The following is a 23,388-nucleotide window of genomic DNA, read 5'->3' as shown; positions in this document are numbered from 1 at the left end:
ATGGCACCGGCGGGCGGGCTCCGAGCCGGGCTACTCGACGGTCACAGACTTGGCCAGATTGCGCGGCTTGTCCACGTCGGTGCCTTTCTGCAATGCCACGTGGTAGGCCAGGAGCTGGAGCGGGAGCACGTGCAGGATGGGGCTGAGCAGCCCCGCATGGTCGGTCATCTGGATGATGTGCACGCCCTCGCTCTCCTGGATCTGGCTGTCGGCGTCGGCGAAGACGTAGAGTTCCCCGCCACGGGCCCGCACCTCCTGGAGGTTGGATTTGAGCTTCTCCAGCAGGAGGTCGTTGGGCGCCACCGCCACCACCGGCATGTTCCGGTCCACCAGGGCCAGCGGCCCGTGCTTGAGCTCCCCGGCGGGATAGGCCTCGGCGTGGATGTAGGAGATTTCCTTGAGCTTGAGCGCCCCCTCCATGGCGATGGGATAGTGGATGCCGCGGCCGAGGAACAGGGCATGCTCCTTTTCGGCGAATCGCTGGGACCACTCCACGATCCTGGGCTCCAGCTCCAGGATCCGGGAGAGCGCCGAAGGCAAGTGCCGGAGCGCCGCGATGTGCCGCCTTTCCTCCTCGGGGGTGAGCCGACCGCGCAGCTTGGCCAGCACCAGGGTGAGCAAGAACAGAGCGGCCAACTGGGTGGTGAAGGCCTTGGTGGAGGCGACCCCGATCTCCGGGCCCGCCCGGGTGAGGAAGCGCAGGTCCGCCTGGCGGATGAGGGCGCTTTCCGGCACGTTGCAGATGGCCAGGGTGTGCCGGTGTCCCAGGGCCTTGGCGTGGCCGAGGGCCGCCAGGGTGTCGGCGGTCTCCCCCGACTGGGAGATGGCCACCACCAGGGCGTCAGGGTCGGGGACGCTGTCCCGGTAGCGGTATTCGCTGGCGATCTCCGGATTGCAGGGGATGCGGGCGACCCGCTCGATCCAGTAGCGGGCCACCAGGCCGGCGTGGAAGCTGGTGCCGCAGGCGACGATGGTGACGGCGTTCACCCGCGCCAGCACCTCCTGGGCATCCACGCCGAAGAGCTGGGGCGAGAGGGAGGAGGCGCCGGTCACCATCTCCAGGGTCGCCGCCACCGCCCCCGGCTGTTCGAAGATCTCTTTCTGCATGAAGTGGCGGTAATGCCCCAGCTCCACCGCGTCGGCGGTCAACTGGGACAGGTGCACCGGTCGCTCCACCGCGTGGCCCGCCGCGTCCACGATCCGGTAGCGGTCGAGTCCCAGCTCGGCCACGTCCCCTTCCTCCAGGTAAATCATGCGCTGGGTTACCTGGAGCAGGGCGGAGGCGTCGGAGGCAGCGAAGTTTTCCCCCTCGCCCAGCCCCAGCAGCAGGGGCGCCCCCTGGCGCGCCACTACCAGCCCCTCGGGCTCGTCCGCCGAGACGACGGCGATGGCATAGGCGCCGTGGAGCTCGGCCACCGCCCGGCGGGTGGCGTCGAACAGGCTCTCGCCCTTGCGCAAGTAATGCTCGATCAAGTGAGCGATGACCTCGGTGTCGGTGTCGGATACGAACGCGTAGCCGGCCTCCGTCAGCCGCCGGCGGATGGCCTCGTGGTTCTCGATGATGCCGTTGTGCACCACCGCCAGGCCGTTGCCGCTCACGTGGGGGTGGGCGTTTCGCTCGGTGGGGGCGCCGTGGGTCGCCCAGCGGGTATGGGCGATGCCCAGGCGGCCGTTCAGGCCCTCTGCCGTCGCCCGCCGGGCGAGCTCCGCCACCCGGCCCACGCTCCTCAGCCGCTTAAGCCCGCCGTCGATGACGGCAAGCCCCGCCGAGTCATAGCCGCGGTACTCCAGGCGGCGCAAGCCCTCCAGCAGGATGGGCACCACGTTTCGCCGCGCTACGGCGCCTACGATTCCGCACATGTCAGGAAAAGATCAAGGAAGTCAAAAACCCCGGACCCACTCTTTCCAGCCTCACTTTTCGCCTTTTTTCACCGGCCGTTTCCAGTTCTCCACCGTCACCTGGGGCGCGCGGGAGAGGGTGAGCTTGCCGGGCGGGGCGTCCCGGGTGAGGGTGGTGCCGGCCCCCAGGGTCGCCCCCTTGCCCACCCTGACCGGGGCCACGAGCTGGGTGTCGGAGCCGATGAAGGCTTCGTCCTCGATTACCGTGCGGTGCTTCTGGGCCCCATCGTAGTTGCAGGTGATGGTGCCGGCGCCGATGTTCACGTCACGACCCACGGCGGCATCTCCCACGTAAGCTAGATGATTGGCCTTGCTCCCCCGGCCGATTTCGCTGTTCTTGACTTCGACGAAATTGCCGATGTGCACCTCCTCGGCCAGGCGCGCCCCCGGACGCAGCCGGGCGTAAGGACCGATGCGGCAGTCGTCGCCCACCTCGGCCCCTTCGATCAGGGTGTAAGGCAGCACTTCCACCCGGGCGCCGATGCGGGTGTCTCGCAGGACGGCGTAGGGCCCCACCCGGGTGTGGTCCCCCAGCAGGACGTTCCCCTCGAACACGCAGCCCACATCGATCACCACCTCGCGCCCGCAGGTGAGCTCGCCGCGGACATCGATGCGCTCGGGGTCCAGCAGGGTCACCCCTTGCGCCATCAGGCGCTCCGCCTGCCGCCGCTGGTAGCGGCGCTCGAGGGTCGCGAGCTCGCGCTTGCTGTTGACTCCGAGGACTTCTTCCACCGTCTCCGGCTGCACGGTGGCGACCGGGAAGCCTTCCTCCACCGCCATTTTCACCACGTCGGTGAGATAGTACTCGCCTTGGGCGTTGTCGGTACCGAGCCGCGCCAGCCACTGGGCGAGCCTGCGGGCGGGCGCCGCCAGGATGCCGGTGTTGATCTCCCGGATCGAGCGCTCCCGGGCCGAGGCGTCCTTGTGCTCCACGATGCGCACCACCTGCCCGGCGCTGTCGCGCACGATGCGCCCATACCCCGCCGGGTCGTCCACTTCGGCCGTGAGCAGGGTGAGCCGCTCGTCGGCTCGCCCTTCCAGCATGCGCCGTAGGGTCGCCTCCCCGATGAGGGGCACGTCGCCGTAGAGCACCAGGACCACGCCGGTGCGATGCAAGTGGGGCAGCGCGGTCGCCAGGGCGTGGCCGGTGCCGAGCTGGGGCTCCTGGCGCACGAAAACCGCGTCGCAGCCGGCGAGGGCCTCGGGCACCTGCTCCCCTCCGTGGCCATAGACCACGCAGAGGGTCCGGGGCTCGAGCCGCCGGGCGGTCTCCATCACGTGGGCGAGCAGCGGCCGTCCCGCCAGGGGATGGAGCACCTTGGGCAGCCGGGAATGCATGCGGGTCCCTTTGCCGGCGGCGAGGATGGCGATGTCGAGGGCGGTCATGGCGAAAGCAAGAGCAAGAACGATGCCTGTCAATCTTCGAGGCTCGGTCCCGGCTTGCCGCGAGCTCGAAGCACCCTAGGCAGTATAAGTGACGAAGGCAGCCTGCAGGCTGCCTTCCGTAGACTCGGGAGGGGGCAAAAAAATTACCCTTTGCGCGCCTTGCGCAGCCTCTGGATCGCGGCGAGCTGGGCGGCGGCTTCGGCCAGCTCCGCCTGGGCCTTGGCGATCTCCAGCTTGGAGGTCTTGTTCTGCAGCGCCTCCTCCGCCGCTCGCTTCGCCTCCAGCGCCTTGGCCTCGTCCAGGTCGGCGGCGCGCACCGCGGTGTCCGCCAGCACGGTCACACCGCTCGGCTGGACCTCCAGAATGCCGCCCGAGACCACCACCATCTCCTCCTCGTCCTTGAGCGGCACCTTGATGCGCAGTGCCCCCGGCTTGATCCGGGTGAGGAGCGGCGTGTGGCGCGGGTAGATGCCAAGCTCCCCCATCTCGCCCGGCGCCACCAGGAACTCGGCGGGGCCGGAATAGATGGACTCCTCCGCGCTTACCACTTCCACGTGCATAGTGGTTCCCATGGAGCCTCCTTACTGGAGCGTCTTCGCCTTCTCGAACGCTTCGTCGATGGTGCCCACCATGTAGAACGCCTGCTCCGGCAGATGATCGCACTCGCCGTTGACGATCATCTTGAAGCCGCGGATGGTCTCCTTGAGGGGCACGTACTTGCCGGGGCTGCCGGTGAACACTTCGGCGACGAAGAAGGGCTGGGACAGGAAGCGCTGGATCTTGCGGGCCCGGGCCACCACCAGCTTGTCCTCGGGGGAGAGTTCGTCCATGCCCAGGATGGCGATGATGTCGCGCAGCTCCTTGTAGCGCTGCAGGGTCGCCTGCACGGCGCGGGTAGTGTTGTAGTGCTCCTCCCCGATCACGTTGGGGTCCACCTGGCGCGAGGTGGAGTCCAGGGGGTCCACGGCGGGGTAAATCCCCAGGGCGGCGATGTCCCGGGAGAGCACCACGGTGGCGTCCAGGTGGCCGAAGGTGGTGGCGGGCGAGGGATCCGTCAGGTCGTCCGCCGGCACGTACACCGCCTGGATCGAGGTGATGGAGCCTGTCTTGGTGGAGGTGATGCGCTCCTGGAGCCTGCCCATCTCCTCGGCGAGGGTGGGCTGGTAGCCCACGGCGGAGGGCATGCGGCCGAGCAACGCCGACACCTCCGTTCCAGCGAGCGTGTAGCGGTAGATGTTGTCGATGAACAGCAGCACGTCCCGGCCCTCGTCGCGGAAGTATTCGGCGATGGTGAGGCCGGTCAGCCCGACCCGCAGCCGGTTGCCGGGGGGCTCGTTCATCTGGCCGTAGACCAGGGCCACCTTGTCCAGCACCTGGGATTCCTTCATCTCGTGGTAGAAGTCGTTGCCCTCCCGGGTACGCTCGCCGACGCCGGCGAACACCGAGTAGCCGGAATGCTCGATGGCGATGTTGCGGATCAGCTCCATCATATTGACGGTCTTGCCCACGCCGGCCCCGCCGAAGAGTCCGATCTTGCCCCCCTTGGCGAAGGGGCAGATCAGGTCGATCACCTTGATGCCGGTCTCCAGCAACTCCTGGGAAGGGGAGAGCTCCTCGAAGCTGGGCGCCTTGCGATGGATGGGCATGGTCTTGTCGGCGCCGATGGGGCCGGCCTCGTCGATCGGGCGGCCCAGCACGTCCATGATGCGCCCCAAGGTCTTGGGCCCGACCGGTACCGAGATGGGGGCGCCGGTGTTCTTCACCTTCATGCCGCGGCGCAGGCCGTCGGAGGAACCGAGGGCGATGGTGCGCACCACCCCGTCGCCCAACTGCTGCTGCACCTCCAGGGTCAGCCCGATCTCGTCCATGGTGAGGGCGTCATAGACGCGGGGCATGTGCTCGCGGTCGAACTGGACGTCCACCACCGCGCCGATGCACTGGACAATCGTTCCTTCGGTCATGGTCCTTTCCTCAAAGCGATGAAACCCTGCTCACCGGGGCGGGCGCCGCCGGCACCTCGTTCACGAGATCGCCGCCGCGCTTTCGGCGATCTGGTCTCGTCGTAACGCTCGCTGCCGCTCACGTTAGCCTCGCCCGATCGTCAGCGGCGCCTCCTCACGAGATCGCCGCCGCGCCGCTGACGATCTCCGAAATCTCCTTGGTGATGGCCGCTTGCCGGGTCTTGTTGTAGATCAGGGTCAGCTCGTCGATCAGGTTCCCCGCGTTGTCGGAGGCCGCCTTCATGGCCACCATGCGAGCGCTCTGCTCCGAGGCCATGTTCTCCACCACGTATTGGTACAGCTCGGCCTCGGTGGCGCGGGTGAACACCGCATCGAGCAGCGGCCTAGCCTCCGGCTCGTAGAGGTAATCCCACAGCCCCGTGCCGGCCAAGCCGGCGATCGGCTTGCCCTCGTAGTCGGTGATCTGCTGGGGAATGGGCAGCATCTGGGCCTGCACCGGCTCCTGGCGCATGGTGTTGACGAAGCGGTTGTAGAAGGCGTACAGCTCGTCGATGCGGCCCTCGCTGTAACTATCCAGCAACACCTTGACCGGCCCGATCAGCTTCTCCAGGTGGGGCGTGTCGCCCAGGTTGACGACGTGGGAGACGATGTTGGCGCCCATGCGCTGCATGAAGCCGAAGCCCTTGTTGCCGATGGCGCACACGTCGATCTCGATCCCTTGCGCCTGCCACTCCTTCATCTGGTTCACCGCCAGGCGCAACACGTTGGTGTTCAGGCCCCCGCACAGCCCCTTGTCCGAGGTGACCACGATGATGCCCACCCGCCGCACCGTCTCCCGCTTGATCAGGAACGGATGCTTGTACTCGGTGTTGGCCCGGGCCAGATGCATCATCACCCGGGCGATGTTGAGGGCGTAGGGGCGCGAGGCACGCATGCGCTCCTGGGCCTTGCGCATCTTGGAGGCGGCCACCATCTCCATCGCCTTGGTGATCTTCTGCGTGTTCCTGATGCTTTTGATCTTGTTGCGTATCTCGCGGCCTCCGGCCATGGCGCGATCCTCCTTCGAACGGCTCCTCAGAACGTGGCGGTCTTCTTGTACGCCTCGATGGCCGCCGCGAGCTGCTTTTCCGTGTCCGCGTCCAGGTCCTTGGTCTCCTCGATCTTCGCCAGGATCTGGGGATGTTGGCTCTTCATGTAGGCGCGCAGGCCCGCCTCGAAGGCGAGACACTGCTTGACGTCGATGTCGTCCACATAGCCGTTATTCACCGCGTACAGGGTGAGGGCCATCTCGGCCACCGACAGGGGCGAGTACTGGGGCTGCTTCATCAGCTCCGTGACCCGTCGGCCGCGCTCGAGCTGACGGCGGGTAGTCTCGTCCAGGTCGGAGGCGAACTGGGCGAAGGCCGCCAGCTCCCGGTACTGGGCGAGCGCCAGGCGCACGCCACCGCCCAGCTTCTTGATCACCTTGGTCTGGGCCGCGCCCCCCACCCGCGACACCGAGATGCCGGCGTTGATGGCGGGCCGGATGCCGGCGTTGAAGAGATCGGTCTCGAGGAAGATCTGCCCGTCGGTGATGGAGATCACGTTGGTCGGGATGAACGCCGTCACGTCGCCCGCCTGGGTCTCGATGATGGGAAGCGCCGTGAGGGAACCGGTCTTGCCTTTGACCTCGCCCTTGGTGAACCGCTCCACGTAGGCCTCGTTCACCCGGGCGCCACGCTCGAGCAGCCGGGAGTGGAGGTAGAACACGTCGCCCGGGTACGCTTCCCGGCCCGGCGGGCGGCGCAGGAGCAGGGAGATCTGGCGATAGGCCCAGGCGTGCTTGGTCAGGTCGTCGTAAATGATGAGAGCGTCCTGGCCCCGGTCGCGGAAGTACTCGCCCATGGTGCAGCCGGCGTAAGGGGCGATGTACTGCATGGCCGCCGACTCGGAAGCGGAGGCCGCCACCACGATGGTGTAGTCCATCGCCCCGTGCTCCTCGAGCTTGCGGATCACGTTCTTGATGGTGGAGGCCTTCTGGCCGATACCCACGTAGATGCAGAAGAGGTCCTTGCCCTTCTGATTTATGATGGTGTCCACCGCCACCGCGGTCTTGCCGGTCTGGCGGTCGCCGATGATGAGCTCCCGCTGGCCGCGCCCGATGGGCACCATGGAATCGATGGCCTTCAAGCCGGTCTGCACCGGCTGGGATACCGACTTGCGCCAGATCACCCCCGGGGCGATCTTCTCGATGGGGTCGGTGAGCTTGGCGTTGATCGGTCCCTTGCCGTCGATGGGCTGTCCGAGGGCGTTGACCACGCGCCCGATCAGCTCGGGTCCCACCGGCACCTGGAGGATGCGGCCGGTACACTTGACCGTGTCGCCCTCGGTGATGTGCTCGTAGTCGCCCAGCACCACGCCTCCCACCGAGTCCCGCTCCAGGTTGAGCGCCAGGCCGAAGGTGTTGCCGGGAAACTCCAGCATCTCCCCCTGCATCACGTCGGCCAGCCCGTGGATGCGCACGATGCCATCGGTCACCGACACCACCGTGCCTTCGGTGCGCGTCTCGGCCGTCACCGCCAGGCTCTGGATCTTGCTCTTGATCAGCTCGCTGATCTCGGAAGGATTAAGCTGCATGGTCACTCCTCGAAAGTTTCGCCGCCGCTCTCAAGCAGCGCCGGCGTCAATTCCACCGCCTCAGGCCGCCAGGGCCGCCGCCATGGCCTCCAGTTTGCCGCGCACCGAAGCGTCCAGCACCTCGTCGCCCACGTGGATGCGCACCCCGCCGATCAGCTCCGGTTCGACCTTCACCCCGGCGCTCACCTCGCGACCGTACTTCTTCTTGAGCCATTGCACCAGCTCGGCCTTCTGGGCTTCGTCCAGCGGGTAGGCCGACTCGATTTCCACCTCCAGCACGCCCTCCCGTTGCCGCCGCAGATCCTCGTAGAGCTCCCGGATCTGGGGCAGCAGCGCCAAGCGGCCGTTTTCGATCAGCACCAGGATGAAGTTGCGGGCGTCGGCGGTGAGCCCCTCGCCGCAGATGCCGAGGAAGAGGTCGGCGAGCTGCTTGCGGGTAACCAGGGGATTGCCCAGCAGGGTGCGCACGCGCGGATCCTCGGCCACGGCGCACGCCAGCGCCAGCATCTCGGACCAGCGGGCGAGGGCCTGCTGCTCGGCTGCCAGCTTGAATACGGCCTCGGCGTAGGGCCGTGCGATGGTGATAGGCTCGGCCATGGCGCGCCTACAGCTCCTTCTCGATCTGGGTCAGGATGTCCCGGTGGACCTTGGGGTCCACCTCCCGGCGCAGGATCTTCTCGGCGCCCGCGACCGCCAGCGCCGCCACCTGCTGCCGCAACGCCTCTTTAGCGCGGAACACTTCCTGCTCGATCTGCGCCTTGGCGCTGGCGATGAGCCGCTCGCCTTCCTGCTTGGCGGCGGCCTTGGCCTCCTCGATGAGCTGGGCGGACTGGCGCTCGGCGTTAGCCAGGATCTCGGCGGCCTGGTGCTTGGCCTCCCGCAGGATCTCCGACGAACGCCTGCCCGCCAGCTCGAGCTCGTGCTTGCCGCGCTCCGCCGCCGCGAGGCCATCGGCGATCCGCTTCTGGCGCTCTTCCATGGCCCGCATCAGGTAGGGCCAGATCAGCTTCATCGTGAACACGACGAGCAGGATGAAGGTGATCATCTGCCCGATGATCGTTACGTTGATGTTCACTGGAGCGCTCCTTTCAAGTTCCCCGGGGCCCGGCCGGTCAGCCGCCGGCGGCCCTCTGCACCACCGCGAGGAAGCCGAAGGGATCGGCGAACAGCACGTACAGGCCCATCGCCGCGCTGATCATGGGCACGGCGTCCACCAGGCCCGCCACCAGGAAGAAGCGGCCGGTGAGCATGGGCATCAGCTCCGGCTGGCGGGCGAGCCCCTCCAGGAAGCGCCCCCCCAGCAGGCCCACGCCGACGGCGGCGCCGAGCGCCCCCAGCCCCAGCATCAGGGCCACACCGATCATCGCAAGGCCGTGAACGTTGCCAAGAATTGCGATTGTTTCCATTTTTTCTCCCGAAGTTGATGGTCAAAGAAAGCGAAATCAGTGGGTCTCGTGGGCCATGCTGAGATAGACGATGGTCAGCATCATGAAGATGTAGGCCTGGAGCGTGATGATCAGGATATGGAACACGGCCCACGGCCAGGACAAGAGCGGCTGGATGTAGAACGGCAGCAGGGCGATCAGGATGAACACCATTTCGCCCGCGTACATGTTGCCGAAAAGCCGCAGCGCCAGGGACAGGGGTTTCGACAGGTCCTCGATAATGCGGAACAGAACGTTCACCGGCGCCAGCCACTTGCCGAACGGCGCGTGGGTAACCTCGTGCAGGAAGCCCTTGATCCCCTTGATCTTGAAGTTGTAGTAGATCATGAGCAGGAACACCGAGATCGACATGGCGAAGGTCATGTTGGGGTCGGTGGTCGGCACTAGCTTCATGTGCACGCCGAAGACCGCCAGGATGTCGATCGGCAGCAGGTCCATGGCGTTGCAGATGAAGACCCACACGAAAATGGTGAGGGCGAGGGGTGCGATCAGCTCGCTCTTGCCGTGGAACATCACTTTCACCTGGCTGTCGACGAACTCCACCAGCCATTCGACGAAGTTCTGCCATTTGCCGGGAACGCCGGCCGTGGCGTTCCTGGCCGCCTTGTAGAACAGGCCGAAAACGATGGCGCCCAGAAGGGCGGAAAAGAACAGGGTGTCGACGTGCAGGGTCCAGAAGCCGCTGCCGATCTTGGCGTTGGTCAGGTGGCCGATGATGTATTCGGAGGCGGACTGAGGCGCTTGTGTGCTCATTGTTGTTTGATGACCGGAACGTCAAACCATAAAATCAGCCAATAGGCTCCCTGGGTCCCGAGGTAGGTCAGAAACAGGGGCCAGAACTTGAGTTCCGCGAAACCGATGAAGGTCGCCGCGAAGAGCGCCAGTGTGACGACGATTTTCAGGAACTCCGCCACATACCCGGCCCGCCACTGCTTTTCCAGCGTCCCCCCGGCGGCGGCCCGAACCGTCATCGCGTAGACGAGGCTCGGGACGAAGCCGATGGCTCCGCCAGCGCTGGCCGATGCCGCCGCCCATTTCCCTCCCCAGACGGCCGCGAGCAGCGCGCCGAGCACGGTGACCGCGATCTGGGCGTAGATGACTCGTGCGATCGTACGATTCACGGCCCGAGGGGCGTCCGTTCGGCGGCAAGCCCACGCAAAAGACTTGAAATTCTACTGGGCGGCTCTAAAAGCCGTCAACGGCAATAGCGCTTGATAAGTCGGGGGCGCGAAGGAAAACATTATATTATCAATAGCTTGTTGCCGGACCCTTCATGTTGCGCCGCACTAATGACGGGGACCGCCCCTTAGCCTCCCTAACAGGTGATCCAACTGCTCCAGGGTGGCATAGTGGAAAATTACTCGCCCGCGGCCCCGGGCGCCCGGCTTGATCTCCACCCTGGCCCCGAGGGCCTCGGATACCTCCTCCTCCAGCCGGCGCACGTCCCGGTCGATCCGCCGGGCCCTGGGCGCTTCAGGGACCGCGCCGCGTTTCTGGACCAGGCGCTCGGTATCCCGCACCGAGAGCTGCTTCGCCACCACGAGGCGGGCGGTTTGAACTTGCTGGGCCGCCGAAAGAGCAAGCAACGCCCGGGCGTGGCCCATGTCCAGCTTGCCCTCCAGCAGCATCTCCTGCACCGGCTGAGCCAGATTGAGCAGCCGTAACAGATTGGTAACCGCGCTACGGGAGTACCCCAAGGCCTCGGCCGCCTGTTGGTGGGTCATGCCGAACTCGTCGGTCAGGCGCTGGATCCCCCGGGCCTGCTCCAGGGGATTCAGGTCCTCCCGCTGGATGTTCTCGATCAGCGCCATGGCGAGGGCCGTCTCGTCCGGGACATCCCGCACCACGGCTGGGATCTCGCTGAGCCCCGCCAACTGGGCGGCGCGCCAGCGGCGCTCGCCGGCGATGATCTCGTAGTGCCCGTCCCCCTGGGGGCGAGCCAGGATGGGCTGCATGACTCCTTGCGCCTTGATGGAGTCCGCCAGGGCCCGGAGAGATTCTTCGTCCACCCGGACCCGGGGTTGGTAGCGCCCGGGGCGCAGCGTCGTCACCGCCAAGGTCCGCAGGTCCTCTGAGGGGGAGGCTTGTCCAGTGGCGTCGAGGAGGGCGTCCAGCCCCCTCCCCAATCCTTTCGCTTTTGCCATGATGGGTGCTCTCTCAGGTTTGGCCGGACGGGGGCGCCGGGTGCCGGTTGAGCAGCTCCCCGGCCAGGGCCAGGTAAGCCTGGCATCCTTTAGAGGTCCGGTCGTGCTGCAGCACGGGCACCCCGAAGCTGGGGGCTTCCGCCAGCCGCACATTGCGCGGGATCACGGTGCGGTAAACCTTGTCGCCAAAATGCTGCACCAATTGAGCCGATACCTGCAGGGAAAGGGTGTTGCGCGGGTCGAACATGGTGCGCAGCAGCCCCTCGATCTCCAGGCGCGGGTTGAGATGGGCCCGCACCCGGCGGATGGTCTGCACCAGGTCGGACAATCCCTCCAAGGCGTAGTACTCGCACTGCATCGGAATCATTACCGAGTGGGCAGCGGTCAGCCCGTTGACCGTGAGCAGGTTCAGGGCCGGCGGGCAATCGAGAAAAATGAAGTCATAGTCCTCCTCCACCTCCGCCAGCGCCCGTTTCAGGCACGACTCCCGGTCGGGCAATTCCACCAGCTCCACCTCCGCCCCCGCCAGCTCCCGGTTGGCGGGGAGCAGGTGATAGCCGCAGGACTGTCCGATGACGAGGACTTCCTTGACCGTCGCCTGACCCAACAGCACGTGATAGACGGTGCGGGAAAGCTTGCGCTTGTCCACGCCGCTGCCCATGGTGGCGTTGCCCTGGGGATCCAGGTCCACCAGCAACACCCGGCGGGAGGCCGCCGCCAGACTGGCCGCCAGGTTGACGCTGGTGGTGGTCTTCCCCACCCCCCCTTTCTGGTTCGCGACCGCCAGGATCCGTACCATTCTCCCTCTATCCTCTTTCGTGCCACATCCGGGTCAGGCCCCCGGCCCCGCTTCCTTGCGCAGTAGCACCACGTGCCGGGCCGCTTCCAGGCCCGGGACCCCCAGGGCCGCCACCCGCTCCAACCGGTAGCCGGGAGGGATTCCCCCCAGCTCCTCCACCGGATATTCTCCTTTCATCGCCAGCACTTGTCCGCCGCTGCGGACCAGGTGGCCCGCCAGCCGCAGGAATTCCGGCAGCGCCGCGAAAGCCCGGGACACGACCCCATCGAAGGGGATGTGGGGCACCCAAGCTTCCACCCGGCGCCGCTCCACGGTCACGTTGGCGAGCCCCAGTTCCGCCTTCGCCTGGACGAGAAACGCCGCCTTCTTCTGGCTGCTTTCGATCAAGGTCACTTCCAGCCCCGGCCGGGCGATGGCCAAGGGAATTCCCGGCAGTCCCGCCCCGCTGCCCACGTCCGCGATCCGCGCCCCCTCGATCAAGGGCAAAATCGCAAGCGAATCCAACAGATGGTGCGTGACCATGCGGGCCGGTGTGCGGATCGCCGTGAGGCTATACACCCGGTTCCACTTCGCCAGCAGGGCGATGTAGTCGAGAAGGCGCTGGACCCGTTCGGGGGCCAGCGCGAGGCTCAACCGGGCAAGCCCCTCTTCCAGGAGCCGGGCTTCCCTCAGGCCCGCCTCTTCTGTGCTCGCCCTGGCGTGCAGGAGAAACCCCGCTTGAGATGTACCAGCAGCAGGGAGATGGCGGCCGGGGTGACCCCCGAAATCCGGGCCGCTTGGCCCAGGGTCTCGGGCCGGTGGAGATTCAACTTCTGCTGCACCTCCACCGACAGCCCGCGCACCGTGGTGTAGTCTAGGTCCTCGGGCAGGCGGGTCGATTCCAGGCTGCGCTGGCGCTCCACTTCGTCTTTCTGACGCTCGATGTACCCGTAGTACTTGGCCTGGATCTCCACCTGCTCGGCGGCTTGGGCGTCCTCCAGCCCGGGCCCCACCCCGGGCAGAGTCATCAGGCTCCGGTACGTGACCCCCGGGCGCCGCAACAGCTCCAGGGCGGAGGCCTCCCGCTCCAGAGACTTGCCGAAGAGACGCGCCTGCACCTCCGGGTCCAGCAGGCGGGGGTTGACCCAGGTGCTTTTGAGCCGCTCCTGCTCCCGGGCAATGGCGTCGCGCTTGCGGCAGAAGCGCTCCCAGCGCCCGTCGTCCACCAGGCCGAGCCGCCGCCCGGTTTCGGTGAGGCGCAGATCCGCGTTGTCCTCCCGCAGGCTCAAGCGGTACTCGGCCCGGCTGGTGAACATGCGGTAGGGCTCGGTCACGCCCCGGGTAATGAGGTCGTCCACCAGGACCCCCAGGTAAGCCTCGTCCCGGCGTGGGCTCCAGGGCTCCCGCTCCTGGACCTGGAGCGCCGCGTTGATGCCGGCGAGGAGGCCCTGGGCCGCTGCCTCCTCGTAGCCCGTAGTGCCGTTGATCTGCCCGGCGAAGAACAACCCCTCGATCTGCTTCGTCTCCAGGGAGCTCTTGAGCCAGCGGGGATCGTAATAATCGTATTCGATGGCATAGCCGGGCCGGGTGATATGGGCGTTCTCCAGGCCGCGGATGGAGCGCACCACCGCCAGCTGCACGTCGAAGGGTAGCGAGGTGGAGATCCCGTTGGGATAGAGCTCGGTGGTGGTCAGTCCCTCGGGCTCCAGGAAAACCTGATGGGAGGACTTGGCCGCGAACCGCACCACCTTGTCCTCGATGGAGGGACAGTACCGGGGACCGACCCCTTGGATCTTGCCCGAGTACAAAGGGGAGCGGTCCAGGGCGCTCCGGATGATCTCGTGGGTACGCTCGTTGGTATGGGCGATCCAGCAGGGAAGCTGCCGGGGGTGCTGGGCCGGATCCCCCAGGAAGGAGAAGACGGGGGGTGGATCGTCCCCGGGCTGCACCTCCATCACCGAAAAGTCCACCGTGCGCCCGTCGATGCGGGGCGGCGTCCCGGTCTTCAGGCGTCCCACGGGGAGCTTCAGCTCCCGCAGCCTGGCGGCCAGGGTCAGGGCCGGCGGGTCCCCTGCTCGGCCGGCCTGGTAGTTGGTAAAGCCCACGTGGATCAGGCCGGACAGGAAAGTGCCGGTGGTGAGCACCACGGCCCGGGCCTCAAAACGAAGCCCCAACTGGGTCACCACCCCCGTCACCCGCTCGCCTTCCAGGAGCAGGTCGTCCACCGCCTGCTGGAACAGCCACAGATTGGGCTGGTTTTCCAGCCGCCGGCGGATGGCCTGCTTGTAGAGCACCCGGTCCGCCTGGGCCCGGGTGGCCCGCACCGCCGGCCCTTTGCTGGCGTTCAGGATGCGGAACTGGATCCCCGCCTCGTCGGTGGCCGCCGCCATGGCGCCCCCCAAGGCGTCGATCTCTTTCACTAGGTGCCCCTTGCCGATGCCGCCGATGGAAGGGTTGCAGGACATCTGCCCCAGGGTCTCGATGTTATGGGTGAGCAATAAGGTGCGGACTCCGGCCCGGGCCGCCGCCAGGGCCGCCTCGGTGCCCGCGTGCCCGCCGCCGACGACGATCACGTCGAAATGGGTGGGATACTCCATGGCGCAACCGCAATCATTGGGCTGCCAATGATACTGCAATCGCGGGGGTCGCCCAATCAGGACGGCTCGGGTTTCACGTGAAACTGGGCCTGCCCATGGGCGTTTCACGTGAAACGGAACGGCTAAAAATTAATTAAAATCAATTTGTTGTATAAATCATGCGCCCAGCTCGAGGGCCAGTAGCTCCTGTCTCAGGGCCAGGGACCGGGGCAGGCGCTCCCCCAGCCGCTCGAACCATTCCCGGTGGGCGGCAAGTTCCTGGCGCCACGCCTCCAGGTCTATCGACATGAGCTCCTCAAACTGGGCCGGGGGGAAGGACTCCAGCCCGCGCCAGTCCAGGTCCTCGTACCGGGGCATCCAGCCGAGCCCGGTCTCCCGGGCATTCGCCCGGCCGGCGCAGCGCTCGAAAATCCATTGGAGGACCCGCATGTTCTCGCCGAAGCCGGGCCATAGGAAGCCGCCGTCCCGCCCGAGCCGGAACCAGTTGACGCGGAAGATCCGGGGCAGCTCCACCACCGCCCGGCGCATCCTCAGCCAGTGCTGGAAATAGTCCCCCATGTGATAGCCGCAGAACGGCAGCATGGCGAAGGGGTCCCGGCGCACGACCCCTACCTGGCCGGTAGCGGCGGCGGTGGTCTCGGATCCCATGGTGGCGGCCATGTAGACCCCGTCGCTCCAACTGAAGGCCTCGGTCACCAGGGGCACCGTCTCGGAGCGGCGCCCGCCGAAGATGAAGGCCGAGATCGGCACCCCGTCCGGGTTCTCCCATTCCGTGTCCATGGATGGACACTGGGCAGTGGGCACGGTGAAGCGGGCGTTGGGATGGGCCGCCTTGCGCCCGCAGTCCGGGGTCCAGGGCTCACCCTGCCAGTCGGTGAGCACCGGGGGCGGCGTGCGGGTCATGCCCTCCCACCAGACGTCCCCCTCGGGGGTCAGGGCCACGTTGGTGAAAATGCAATTGGCATGGAGGGTGGCCACGGCGTTGGGGTTGGTCTCGGTGGAAGTGCCCGGGGCGACGCCGAAGAAGCCCGCTTCCGGGTTGATGGCGTAGAAGCGTCCGTCGGCGCCGGGCTTGATCCAGGCGATGTCCTCCCCCACTGTGGTAGCCTTCCAGCCCGCCAGGGCCTTGGGCGGCACCAGCATGGCCAGGTTGGTCTTGCCGCAGGCGCTAGGGAAGGCGGCCGCCATGTACTTCTTTTCGCCGCTCGGAGACTCGACCCCGAGAATGAGCATGTGCTCGGCGAGCCAGCCCTGCTCCCGGGCCATGACGGAGGCGATGCGCAGGGCAAAGCATTTCTTGCCGAGAAGCGCGTTGCCGCCGTAGCCCGAGCCGTAGGACCAGATTTCCTTGTCCTCGGGGAAATGCACGATGTACTTCTCCTGGCGGTTGCACGGCCAGGGGACGTCCTTTTCGCCGGGGCCGAGGGGCATGCCAACGGAATGAACGCAGGGCACGAAATCACCGTCCTCTCCCAGGACGCGGTACACGGCGCGCCCCATGCGGGTCATGATGCGCATGCTGACCACCACGTAGGGCGAGTCGGTGAGCTCCACCCCGACGTGGGCCATGGGGGAGCCGACCGGCCCCATGGAAAACGGCACCACGTACAGGGTGCGGCCGCGCATGCAGCCGGCGAACAGCCGCCGAAGCGTGCCCCGCATCTCCTGTGGGTCCACCCAGTTGTTGTTGGGGCCGGCGTCTTCCCGGCGGCGGCTGCACACGAAAGTGCGGTCCTCCATGCGCGCCACGTCGGTGGGGTCGGAGCGGGCCAGGAAGCTGTTGGGACGAAGCGCCGGGTTCAGGCGGATCAAGGTGCCCGCGGCCACCATCTCGTCGCATAGCCGATCGTACTCGGCCTGGCTGCCGTCGCACCACACGATCCGCTCCGGCCGGGCAAGCTCGGCGATGGTTCGCACCCACTCGATGAGCCGTGCATGCCTCACTTCGTCAGGAGCGCCGAGCCGGCTCGCGGCGGCCGCCGTGGTTCGATTCATCGTTGTAGCCCTGCTTTTTTGTTGGACGGGATGGGACACACACTTTACACGAGCCCCGAGGCACCGCGGAACCCTACTTGCCGATGCAGAAGCGGGAAAAGATCTGGCCCAGCAGATCGTCGGCGGTGAACTCCCCCGTGATCTGGCCCAGGGCCAGGTGGGCCAGGCGCAGCTCCTCGGCGAAGAGCTCCAGGCCCCGGCCCGCCGCCTCGGCCGCGGCGGCGAGCCGCTCCTCGGCCCGGGCGAGGGCCTCCAGGTGCCGCGCCCGGGCCATGAACAGCCCTTCGTCGCCCCCCGTCCATCCCGCCTGCCGGAGCAGCGCCTGCTGCAGCAGATCCACCCCCTCCCCCGTCTTGGCGGAGAGCCACACCTCGGCCGCACTCCCTTCCTGGGCGAGTCGGGGCGCCACGCCGACGAGATCGATCTTGTTGCGCACGATCACCCGCGGGAGCCCCGGGGGCAACTCCCGCAGGATCGCCTCATCTTCCGGCGTCACCCCCCGGGCGTACTCGGTGACCACCAGCACCAGGTCCGCCTGGGCCGCCACCGCCCGCGCCCGTTCGATGCCGATGCGCTCCACCGCGTCCTGGGTCTCCCGCAGGCCAGCGGTGTCGATGATGTGGAAGGGCACGCCCTGGATCTCCACGTGGCTGCGCAGGGTGTCCCGGGTGGTGCCGGGGACCTCGGTGACGATGGCCACCTCCTCCCGCGCCAGGCGGTTGAGCAGACTCGACTTGCCCACGTTCGGGCGCCCCACCAGGGCCACCTGGGCCCCTTCCCGCAGGAGCGCTCCCTGCCGGGCGTTGGCGGTGAGCGTCTCGAGCTTGCGGCGCAGCCGCTCGAGCCGCCCGAAGGCGTCGGCTTCCCGCAGAAAATCGATCTCCTCGTCGGGGAAATCCAGGGTCGCCTCGGTAAGGGCCCGCAGCTCGATCAGCTCCTCTTTGAGCGCGTTCACTTCCCGGGAGAACTCCCCCTGAAGGGAGCGCATGGCGCTGCGCGCGGCCTGCGCGGTGGAGGCGTCGATCAGGTCGGCCACGCTTTCCGCTTGGGCCAGGTCCAGCTTGCCGCTTAAGAAAGCCCGCTTGCTGAATTCCCCCGGCTCGGCGAGCCGGGCGCCCAGCTCCAGGCAGCGCTGGAGGAGAAGGCGAAGCACGGTCATTCCGCCGTGGCCCTGCAGCTCCACCACGTCTTCCCCCGTGTAGGAGTGGGGCGCGGGGAAATAGAGCACGATGCCTTCGTCGATCACCCTCCCCTCGGCGTCCTGGAGGCAGGCCAGGGTGGCGAAGCGGGGCTTGGGCACGCGCCCGAGGAGCGCGATCAGGAAAGGCTTGAGATCCCGGCCGGAGAGCCGCACGATGCCGATGCCGCCGCGCCCGGGAGGCGTGGCGATGGCCGCGATCGGCTCACCGTTTTGCATGGGCAGCGGTCGCCCGCTCCATCCGGCGGGTGATGTACCACTGCTGCGCGATGGACAGAACGTTGTTCACCAGCCAGTAGAGCACCAGCCCCGCCGGGAAGAAGAAAAAGAAGATGGAGAAGGCGATGGGCATGATCTGCATCACCCGGGCCTGGATCGGGTCCGGGGGCGTGGGGTTGAGCTTGGTCTGGATCCACATGGTGGCGCCCATCACCACCGGCAGGACGAAATAGGGATCCGGCGCCGAGAGGTCCTGGATCCAGCCGACGAAGGGAGCGTTGCGCAGCTCCACCGCCGCCACCAGCACCCAGTACAGGGCGATGAACACCGGGATCTGGATCAGGATCGGCAGGCATCCGCCCAAAGGGTTGATTTTCTCCTCCTTGTAGAGCTCCATCATCGCCTGGTGCAGCTTCTGCCGGTCGTGGCCGTACAGCTCCTTGATCCGCTGCAGCCGGGGAGTGACGGCCTTCATGCGTGCCATGGAGCGGTAGCTCGCCGCGGACAGGGGATAGAACACGGCCTTGACCAGCACGGTGAGCAGGATGATGGCCACGCCCCAGTTGCCCACCCACCGATGGAACAGATCCAGCACCCAGAACAGAGGCACCGCGATCACGGTGAGCCAGCCGTAGTCCACCACCAGGTCGAGGCCGGGGGCGAGCTGGGCCAGGGTGCGCTGTTCCTGGGGCCCTGCGTAAAGCCGCATGCTCGCCGTGCGGCTCGCCCCCGGCTCGAGGGTGCCCACCGGCACGATGATCCCTACGGCGTACAAGTCCGGGGCAAGCTGCCGGGCGAAGAATTCCCGGGAGGCGTTGCCCTCGGGCAGCCAGGCCGCAAGGAAATAATGCTGCACCATGGCGATCCAGCCGTCGCTGGCCGCCTTCGGCAGCTCTGCCTTGCCCTTCTCGATATCCGAGAAGGGAAGCTTCTGGAACTTGGTCGCCTCGGTGTACACTGCGGGGCCGGTGTAGGTATGGAGGAACCGCTGCTCGCCCTCGGGGGCCTTGCCGTCCCGCTGAAACTGGTAGTAGGCGAAGGGAGCGATGGGCGCGGCGCCCTCGTTGCGGATGGAGAAGGCCACGTCCACCACGTAGCTGCCGCGGCGGAAGGTGTAGATCTTCTCCACCACGGTACCGTTGACGGGCGGAGCAGCGAGCCGCACCTGCACCGCGTCCTCCCCCGGCTTGAGCTGGTAGGACCCAGGCTCGGCGGTGAAGAGGGTCTTGTGGCTCGGCAGGCTATCCCCGATCAGGCCCGACTGGGCCACATACACCCGTTCCCCCTCCCGCTGGAACAAGACGAAGGGCTTGCTCTTATCCACCGCTCCCGGATGCTTGAGCAGCTCCAGCCGGACCAGATCCCCCCCCAGGGTCTGAATCTGCGCCCGCAGCACGTCGGTGGTGACGGTGAGGGTGCTGCCGCTCGCAGGCGTGGCCGGGCGCTCGGCTTGCGCGAGATCCCCCTGCTTCTCCAGCAGCTCCCGCCCCACCGTGGGCGCCGGCGCCTCGGGCGCGGGTTGAGCCTGGGGCGCGGGCGCGACGGAGCCGCGCTGGTGCTGCTGCCAGGCGTCCCACAGGAACAGCAGGGACATGGAAAAGATCAGGAACAGGATCAGCCGTTGGATTTCCATGGGTCCTCGGGCACCGGGTCATAGCCCCCGGCGTGGAACGGATGGCAGCGCGCCAGGCGCTTGAGGGCGAGCCACGTCCCCCGTCCGGGGCCGTGACGCTGGATCGCCTCCCGGGCGTATTCGGAGCAGCTCGGGGTAAACCGGCAACGGGGTCCGAGCAGGGGGCTCACCCCTATCTGGTAGGCCTGGATAAGGACGATCAGGAACCGTGACATGGGGCAATTCTCTGCATCAGGGCCGCCAGCTCTTCCCGCGCCGCTCCCCCCTCCCTTCGGGAAATCGGGCGCCTCAAGCGCACGACAATGTCCGCCCCTCCCAACGCCGCCTGCCGCTGGCGGAAGACTTCCCGGGCGATGCGCTTGGCGTAGTTGCGATCCACGGCGCGGGGCGCCGCTTTGCGGGAGACCGCCAGGCCGAGCCGCGGCCGCCCCAGGCCGTTGCGCCGGGCGAACACCTGGAAATACTGGCCGGCGAGGCTCGAACGCTGCTCGAAGACGGCGCGAAACTCACCGGGCAGGCGCAGTCGCGCCGATTTGGGAAAACCGTGCCGCCGTACCGCCAGGGTCAGACGCTGAGCCGAGCGCGGCCCTTCGCCCGGCGCGCGCGGATCACTGCCGCACCCGAGCGGCTGCGCATGCGGACCCGGAAGCCATGGGTGCGCTTTCGCCGAACGACCGACGGCTGATAGGTGCGCTTCATGGTTAAACCTCATCGTTGGGCGGAAAAGCCCGCTATTACAAACCGAGACCCGCACCCTGTCAACCGCGGCCCGCTGGCGGCGCAGCCGCGGACGCGCTCGGGCGCTGTGGATAAGGCACGGCGAAGGGACTAGAATAACGCTTCGTCGATTTCGCGCCGCCGGCGCGAAGTCCTTCTCCCAAAAAAAGATCCCCCATCTCCATGGACGAGTTCTGGGCAGGCTGTCTCAAGCATTTCGAGCGCGAGCTCACGCCGCAGCAGTTCAAGACCTGGATCAAGCCGTTGAAATACGAGCGGCAGCCCCGGGGCATCGTCCTCCACGCCCCCAACCGCTTCGTCCTGGACTGGGTGCGGGACCGCTTCCTGGAGGCGATCGAAGGCATGGCCAAGGCCCATTTCGCCGCGGCCGTGCCCGTCACCCTGGAGCTTTCGGGTCAGGGGGTCGAGGGTGCCGGCGCCGCGAGCCTGCCCCGAGCCAGAACCCGGGTCCGGGACCCGAGCCGGCTCAATCCCATCTTCACCTTCGACACCTTCGTCACCGGCAAGGCGAACCAACTCGCCCGGGCCGCCGCCATCCAGGTGGCGGAAAATCCCGGCACCGCCTACAACCCCCTGTTCATCTATGGCGGCGTGGGACTGGGAAAGACCCATCTGATCCAGGCCATCGGTAACCTGGTGCACGAACTCCATCCCGAAGCGAAGATCCGCTACACCCACGCCGAACAGTACGTCTCCGACGTCGTGAAGGCTTACCAGCACAAGTCCTTCGACGACTTCAAGCAGTACTACCACTCCCTGGACTTGCTGCTGATCGACGACATCCAGTTCTTCGGTGGCAAGAGCCGCACCCAGGAGGAGTTTTTCTACGCCTTCAACGCCCTGATCGAGGCCCACAAGCAGGTGGTGATCACCTGCGACAGCTACCCGAAGGAGATCAACGGGATCGAAGACCGGCTGATCTCCCGCTTCGGCTGGGGACTCACGGTGGCGGTGGAGCCGCCGGAGCTGGAAATGCGGGTGGCGATCCTGATCAAGAAGGCGGCCTCCGAGCAGATTCAACTGGACGAGGGCGTCGCTTTCTTCGTCGCCAAGCACATCCGCTCCAACGTCCGGGAGCTAGAGGGGGCACTCAAGCGCGTGGTAGCCTTCTCCCGCTTCACCGGCATGCCCATCACCCTCGACCTGGCCCGGGAGGCGCTGAAGGACCTGCTGGCGGTGCAGAGCCGGCAGATCTCCATCGAGAACATCCAGAAGACGGTGGCCGACTACTACAAGATCAAGGTGTCGGACCTGTACTCGAAGAAGCGCTCCCGCAACGTGGCCCGCCCGCGACAGCTCGCCATGGCGCTGGCCAAGGAACTCACCTCCTTGAGCCTGCCGGACATCGGCGACGCCTTCGGAGGGCGCGACCATACCACCGTGCTCCACGCCTGCCGCAAGATCGGCGAGCTGCAGGCCACAAACCCTGAAATCTCCCGGGATTTCAAGACGCTCATTCAGATCCTGCGCGGTTGATGGCGCATGGACAGCCTGTGGATAACCCCCGCGGCGCGTCCGGTCCGGTTTTTCGTACACAATCTGTCCACAGCCCGACTGGGGCTTATACCCAGTCTTTCCATAGGTACAAGAGATTGTTATAATTAACAAATTTCCTGTTTCGAGGGCTTTTCGACGGGCTTATCTATTCTTACCAGAAGGACAATCATGTTACTGATCGAAGCCGACCGGGACGCGCTTTTGAGGCCCCTCCAGGCGGTCACCGGAATCGTCGAGAGGCGGCACACCCTTCAGATCCTATCCAACGTGCTGATCGAGCGCGGCCAGGACGGCACTCGCTTCATGGCCACCGACCTGGAGATCCAGGTCTCCACCTCGGCTCACGGGCTCAAGGAAAGCGCGAAACCTTTCTCCCTCACCGTGGCGGCGCGCAAGCTCCACGATATCCTGCGGGCGCTTCCGGAGGATGCCCAGGTGGCGCTCGCCCAGGAGGACGGGCGGCTCCAGGTCAAGGCGGGCCGCAGCCGCTTCAGCTTGCAGACCCTGCCCGCCGAGGACTTTCCCCGGCTCGCCGAGACCGCGGGTGACGAATTGAGCGTGCGGCTGCCGCAGAAGGAGTTGCGGCGGCTGCTGGCCCTGGTCCATTACGCCATGGCCCAGCAGGACATCCGCTACTACCTGAACGGGCTGCTGCTGGTGCTGGGCGGCCAGGCCCTCAAGCTGGTGGCCACCGACGGCCACCGTCTGGCTTACGCCGCGACGGGGCTTCCCTCCGCCCAGGAAGCGCGGGAGGTGATCGTGCCGCGCAAGGCAGTGCTGGAGGTGCTGAAGCTCCTGTCGGACTCGGAGGACGCGGTGGAGATCACCGTGCGGCCGAACCAGGTACGCTTCGCCTTCGGCGGCGTGGTGCTGGTCTCCAAGGTGGTAGACGGCAAGTTCCCCGACTACCAGCGGGTGATTCCCCAGGCCCATCCCAAGGTGGTCGAGTTGCCGCGCCTCGCCTTCCTGCAGGCGCTAAGCCGCACCGCCATCCTCTCCAACGACAAGATCCGCGGCGTGCGCCTGGTGCTGACAGCCGATAGCCTGCGGGTGATCTGCACCAACAACGAGCAGGAGGAGGCCCAGGAGGAGCTGGCGGTGGCCTATAGCGGCGAGCCGCTGGACATCGGCTTCAACGTGACCTACCTCTTGGACGTGCTGGGCAATCTTGCCAGCGAGACCGTGCGCTGCGCCTTTAACGATCCCAATTCCAGCTGCCTGGTGACGGTGCCGGGCGACGACCAGTTCAAGTACGTCGTCATGCCGATGCGCATCTAACGAG

General features: G+C 66.7%; 23 protein-coding genes. 2 read left to right on the top strand and 21 right to left on the bottom strand.

Annotated features, from left to right (window positions below):
- Positions 1 to 30: 30 nt before the first annotated feature.
- The 21 genes from glmS to rpmH form a co-directional block, all read right to left on the bottom strand.
- A complete protein-coding gene (glmS, locus tag ACTFO6_RS03345; protein WP_439933022.1) occupies positions 31 to 1,860 on the bottom strand; it encodes a glutamine--fructose-6-phosphate transaminase (isomerizing) in 1,830 nt (609 codons plus the stop codon).
- 51 nt (positions 1,861 to 1,911) lie between these two features.
- Positions 1,912 to 3,285, bottom strand: a complete 1,374-nt coding sequence (gene glmU / locus ACTFO6_RS03340; RefSeq protein ID WP_439933098.1) for a bifunctional UDP-N-acetylglucosamine diphosphorylase/glucosamine-1-phosphate N-acetyltransferase GlmU — start codon at positions 3,283 to 3,285, stop codon at positions 1,912 to 1,914.
- 143 nt (positions 3,286 to 3,428) lie between these two features.
- Positions 3,429 to 3,857, bottom strand: a complete 429-nt coding sequence (locus ACTFO6_RS03335) for a F0F1 ATP synthase subunit epsilon (protein WP_439933021.1) — start codon at positions 3,855 to 3,857, stop codon at positions 3,429 to 3,431.
- A 9-nt stretch (positions 3,858 to 3,866) separates the two neighbouring features.
- Positions 3,867 to 5,246, bottom strand: coding sequence for a F0F1 ATP synthase subunit beta (atpD, locus tag ACTFO6_RS03330; RefSeq protein ID WP_439933020.1), 1,380 nt, complete (start codon positions 5,244 to 5,246; stop codon positions 3,867 to 3,869).
- Positions 5,247 to 5,400: 154 nt separating this feature from the next.
- Entirely contained in the window at positions 5,401 to 6,294 is an 894-nt protein-coding gene (gene atpG, locus ACTFO6_RS03325) for a F0F1 ATP synthase subunit gamma (protein WP_439933019.1), read from the bottom strand.
- Between the two features lie 26 nt (positions 6,295 to 6,320).
- Positions 6,321 to 7,862, bottom strand: coding sequence for a F0F1 ATP synthase subunit alpha (gene atpA, locus ACTFO6_RS03320; RefSeq protein ID WP_439933018.1), 1,542 nt, complete (start codon positions 7,860 to 7,862; stop codon positions 6,321 to 6,323).
- A gap of 60 nt (positions 7,863 to 7,922) precedes the next feature.
- Positions 7,923 to 8,459: a F0F1 ATP synthase subunit delta gene (locus tag ACTFO6_RS03315; RefSeq protein ID WP_439933017.1), complete on the bottom strand. Its 537-nt coding sequence runs from the start codon at positions 8,457 to 8,459 to the stop codon at positions 7,923 to 7,925.
- A gap of 7 nt (positions 8,460 to 8,466) precedes the next feature.
- On the bottom strand, positions 8,467 to 8,937 hold the full coding sequence (locus ACTFO6_RS03310; protein ID WP_439933016.1) for a F0F1 ATP synthase subunit B: 471 nt from the start codon (positions 8,935 to 8,937) through the stop codon (positions 8,467 to 8,469).
- Positions 8,938 to 8,974: 37 nt separating this feature from the next.
- A complete protein-coding gene (gene atpE, locus ACTFO6_RS03305; RefSeq protein ID WP_439933015.1) occupies positions 8,975 to 9,268 on the bottom strand; it encodes a F0F1 ATP synthase subunit C in 294 nt (97 codons plus the stop codon).
- Positions 9,269 to 9,304: 36 nt separating this feature from the next.
- The gene (gene atpB, locus ACTFO6_RS03300) at positions 9,305 to 10,060 is read right to left on the bottom strand and encodes a F0F1 ATP synthase subunit A (RefSeq protein WP_439933014.1); all 756 of its coding nucleotides are present in this window, start codon (positions 10,058 to 10,060) and stop codon (positions 9,305 to 9,307) included.
- Positions 10,057 to 10,428, bottom strand: coding sequence for an ATP synthase subunit I (locus tag ACTFO6_RS03295; protein ID WP_439933013.1), 372 nt, complete (start codon positions 10,426 to 10,428; stop codon positions 10,057 to 10,059). Before ACTFO6_RS03295 ends, atpB begins: the two co-directional genes overlap by 4 nt.
- Positions 10,429 to 10,593: 165 nt before the next feature.
- A complete protein-coding gene (locus ACTFO6_RS03290) occupies positions 10,594 to 11,451 on the bottom strand; it encodes a ParB/RepB/Spo0J family partition protein (RefSeq protein WP_439933012.1) in 858 nt (285 codons plus the stop codon).
- A gap of 13 nt (positions 11,452 to 11,464) precedes the next feature.
- On the bottom strand, positions 11,465 to 12,250 hold the full coding sequence (locus ACTFO6_RS03285; protein ID WP_439933011.1) for a ParA family protein: 786 nt from the start codon (positions 12,248 to 12,250) through the stop codon (positions 11,465 to 11,467).
- A 33-nt stretch (positions 12,251 to 12,283) separates the two neighbouring features.
- Entirely contained in the window at positions 12,284 to 12,883 is a 600-nt protein-coding gene (rsmG, locus tag ACTFO6_RS03280) for a 16S rRNA (guanine(527)-N(7))-methyltransferase RsmG (RefSeq protein WP_439933010.1), read from the bottom strand.
- 35 nt (positions 12,884 to 12,918) lie between these two features.
- A complete protein-coding gene (gene mnmG / locus ACTFO6_RS03275) occupies positions 12,919 to 14,826 on the bottom strand; it encodes a tRNA uridine-5-carboxymethylaminomethyl(34) synthesis enzyme MnmG (RefSeq protein WP_439933009.1) in 1,908 nt (635 codons plus the stop codon).
- Between the two features lie 156 nt (positions 14,827 to 14,982).
- Positions 14,983 to 16,821, bottom strand: a complete 1,839-nt coding sequence (locus ACTFO6_RS03270; protein ID WP_439933008.1) for a phosphoenolpyruvate carboxykinase (GTP) — start codon at positions 16,819 to 16,821, stop codon at positions 14,983 to 14,985.
- Positions 16,822 to 16,894: 73 nt separating this feature from the next.
- Complete coding sequence (gene mnmE, locus ACTFO6_RS03265) at positions 16,895 to 18,238, bottom strand: tRNA uridine-5-carboxymethylaminomethyl(34) synthesis GTPase MnmE (RefSeq protein WP_439933007.1); 1,344 nt, start codon at positions 18,236 to 18,238, stop codon at positions 16,895 to 16,897.
- Positions 18,225 to 19,871: a membrane protein insertase YidC gene (gene yidC, locus ACTFO6_RS03260; protein WP_439933006.1), complete on the bottom strand. Its 1,647-nt coding sequence runs from the start codon at positions 19,869 to 19,871 to the stop codon at positions 18,225 to 18,227. The genes mnmE and yidC overlap by 14 nt, the downstream gene beginning before the upstream one ends.
- The gene (yidD, locus tag ACTFO6_RS03255) at positions 19,853 to 20,086 is read right to left on the bottom strand and encodes a membrane protein insertion efficiency factor YidD (RefSeq protein WP_439933005.1); all 234 of its coding nucleotides are present in this window, start codon (positions 20,084 to 20,086) and stop codon (positions 19,853 to 19,855) included. The genes yidC and yidD overlap by 19 nt, the downstream gene beginning before the upstream one ends.
- On the bottom strand, positions 20,071 to 20,388 hold the full coding sequence (gene rnpA, locus ACTFO6_RS03250) for a ribonuclease P protein component (protein WP_439933097.1): 318 nt from the start codon (positions 20,386 to 20,388) through the stop codon (positions 20,071 to 20,073). The genes yidD and rnpA overlap by 16 nt, the downstream gene beginning before the upstream one ends.
- 47 nt (positions 20,389 to 20,435) lie before the next feature.
- Positions 20,436 to 20,570: a 50S ribosomal protein L34 gene (gene rpmH / locus ACTFO6_RS03245; RefSeq protein WP_439933096.1), complete on the bottom strand. Its 135-nt coding sequence runs from the start codon at positions 20,568 to 20,570 to the stop codon at positions 20,436 to 20,438.
- A 201-nt stretch (positions 20,571 to 20,771) separates the two neighbouring features.
- Between rpmH and dnaA the strand changes: the two genes are divergently transcribed.
- Positions 20,772 to 22,085, top strand: coding sequence for a chromosomal replication initiator protein DnaA (dnaA, locus tag ACTFO6_RS03240; protein ID WP_439933004.1), 1,314 nt, complete (start codon positions 20,772 to 20,774; stop codon positions 22,083 to 22,085).
- Between the two features lie 189 nt (positions 22,086 to 22,274).
- Positions 22,275 to 23,384 (top strand): DNA polymerase III subunit beta, encoded by a 1,110-nt coding sequence (dnaN, locus tag ACTFO6_RS03235; protein WP_439933003.1) that lies wholly within the window; start codon positions 22,275 to 22,277, stop codon positions 23,382 to 23,384.
- Positions 23,385 to 23,388 lie beyond the last annotated feature (4 nt).

It is taken from the genome of Pelomicrobium sp. G1 (assembly GCF_051905455.1).
Lineage (GTDB): Bacteria > Pseudomonadota > Gammaproteobacteria > Burkholderiales > UBA6910 > Pelomicrobium.
This window is presented reverse-complemented; position numbering and strand designations above follow the sequence as displayed.

What these genes read in the sequence shown, in the direction of transcription:
- atpB (WP_439933014.1), bottom strand. Translation starts at nt 10,060, where the DNA reads ATGAGCACACAAGCGCCTCAGTCCGCCTCCGAATACATCATCGGCCAC.
- dnaN (WP_439933003.1), top strand. Translation starts at nt 22,275, where the DNA reads ATGTTACTGATCGAAGCCGACCGGGACGCGCTTTTGAGGCCCCTCCAG.
- yidC (WP_439933006.1), bottom strand. Translation starts at nt 19,871, where the DNA reads ATGGAAATCCAACGGCTGATCCTGTTCCTGATCTTTTCCATGTCCCTG.
- glmU (WP_439933098.1), bottom strand. Translation starts at nt 3,285, where the DNA reads ATGACCGCCCTCGACATCGCCATCCTCGCCGCCGGCAAAGGGACCCGC.
- rpmH (WP_439933096.1), bottom strand. Translation starts at nt 20,570, where the DNA reads ATGAAGCGCACCTATCAGCCGTCGGTCGTTCGGCGAAAGCGCACCCAT.
- atpD (WP_439933020.1), bottom strand. Translation starts at nt 5,246, where the DNA reads ATGACCGAAGGAACGATTGTCCAGTGCATCGGCGCGGTGGTGGACGTC.
- mnmE (WP_439933007.1), bottom strand. Translation starts at nt 18,238, where the DNA reads ATGCAAAACGGTGAGCCGATCGCGGCCATCGCCACGCCTCCCGGGCGC.
- yidD (WP_439933005.1), bottom strand. Translation starts at nt 20,086, where the DNA reads ATGTCACGGTTCCTGATCGTCCTTATCCAGGCCTACCAGATAGGGGTG.
- atpA (WP_439933018.1), bottom strand. Translation starts at nt 7,862, where the DNA reads ATGCAGCTTAATCCTTCCGAGATCAGCGAGCTGATCAAGAGCAAGATC.
- ACTFO6_RS03335 (WP_439933021.1), bottom strand. Translation starts at nt 3,857, where the DNA reads ATGGGAACCACTATGCACGTGGAAGTGGTAAGCGCGGAGGAGTCCATC.
- ACTFO6_RS03315 (WP_439933017.1), bottom strand. Translation starts at nt 8,459, where the DNA reads ATGGCCGAGCCTATCACCATCGCACGGCCCTACGCCGAGGCCGTATTC.
- glmS (WP_439933022.1), bottom strand. Translation starts at nt 1,860, where the DNA reads ATGTGCGGAATCGTAGGCGCCGTAGCGCGGCGAAACGTGGTGCCCATC.
- atpE (WP_439933015.1), bottom strand. Translation starts at nt 9,268, where the DNA reads ATGGAAACAATCGCAATTCTTGGCAACGTTCACGGCCTTGCGATGATC.
- ACTFO6_RS03285 (WP_439933011.1), bottom strand. Translation starts at nt 12,250, where the DNA reads ATGGTACGGATCCTGGCGGTCGCGAACCAGAAAGGGGGGGTGGGGAAG.
- ACTFO6_RS03270 (WP_439933008.1), bottom strand. Translation starts at nt 16,821, where the DNA reads ATGAATCGAACCACGGCGGCCGCCGCGAGCCGGCTCGGCGCTCCTGAC.
- ACTFO6_RS03290 (WP_439933012.1), bottom strand. Translation starts at nt 11,451, where the DNA reads ATGGCAAAAGCGAAAGGATTGGGGAGGGGGCTGGACGCCCTCCTCGAC.
- mnmG (WP_439933009.1), bottom strand. Translation starts at nt 14,826, where the DNA reads ATGGAGTATCCCACCCATTTCGACGTGATCGTCGTCGGCGGCGGGCAC.
- atpG (WP_439933019.1), bottom strand. Translation starts at nt 6,294, where the DNA reads ATGGCCGGAGGCCGCGAGATACGCAACAAGATCAAAAGCATCAGGAAC.
- dnaA (WP_439933004.1), top strand. Translation starts at nt 20,772, where the DNA reads ATGGACGAGTTCTGGGCAGGCTGTCTCAAGCATTTCGAGCGCGAGCTC.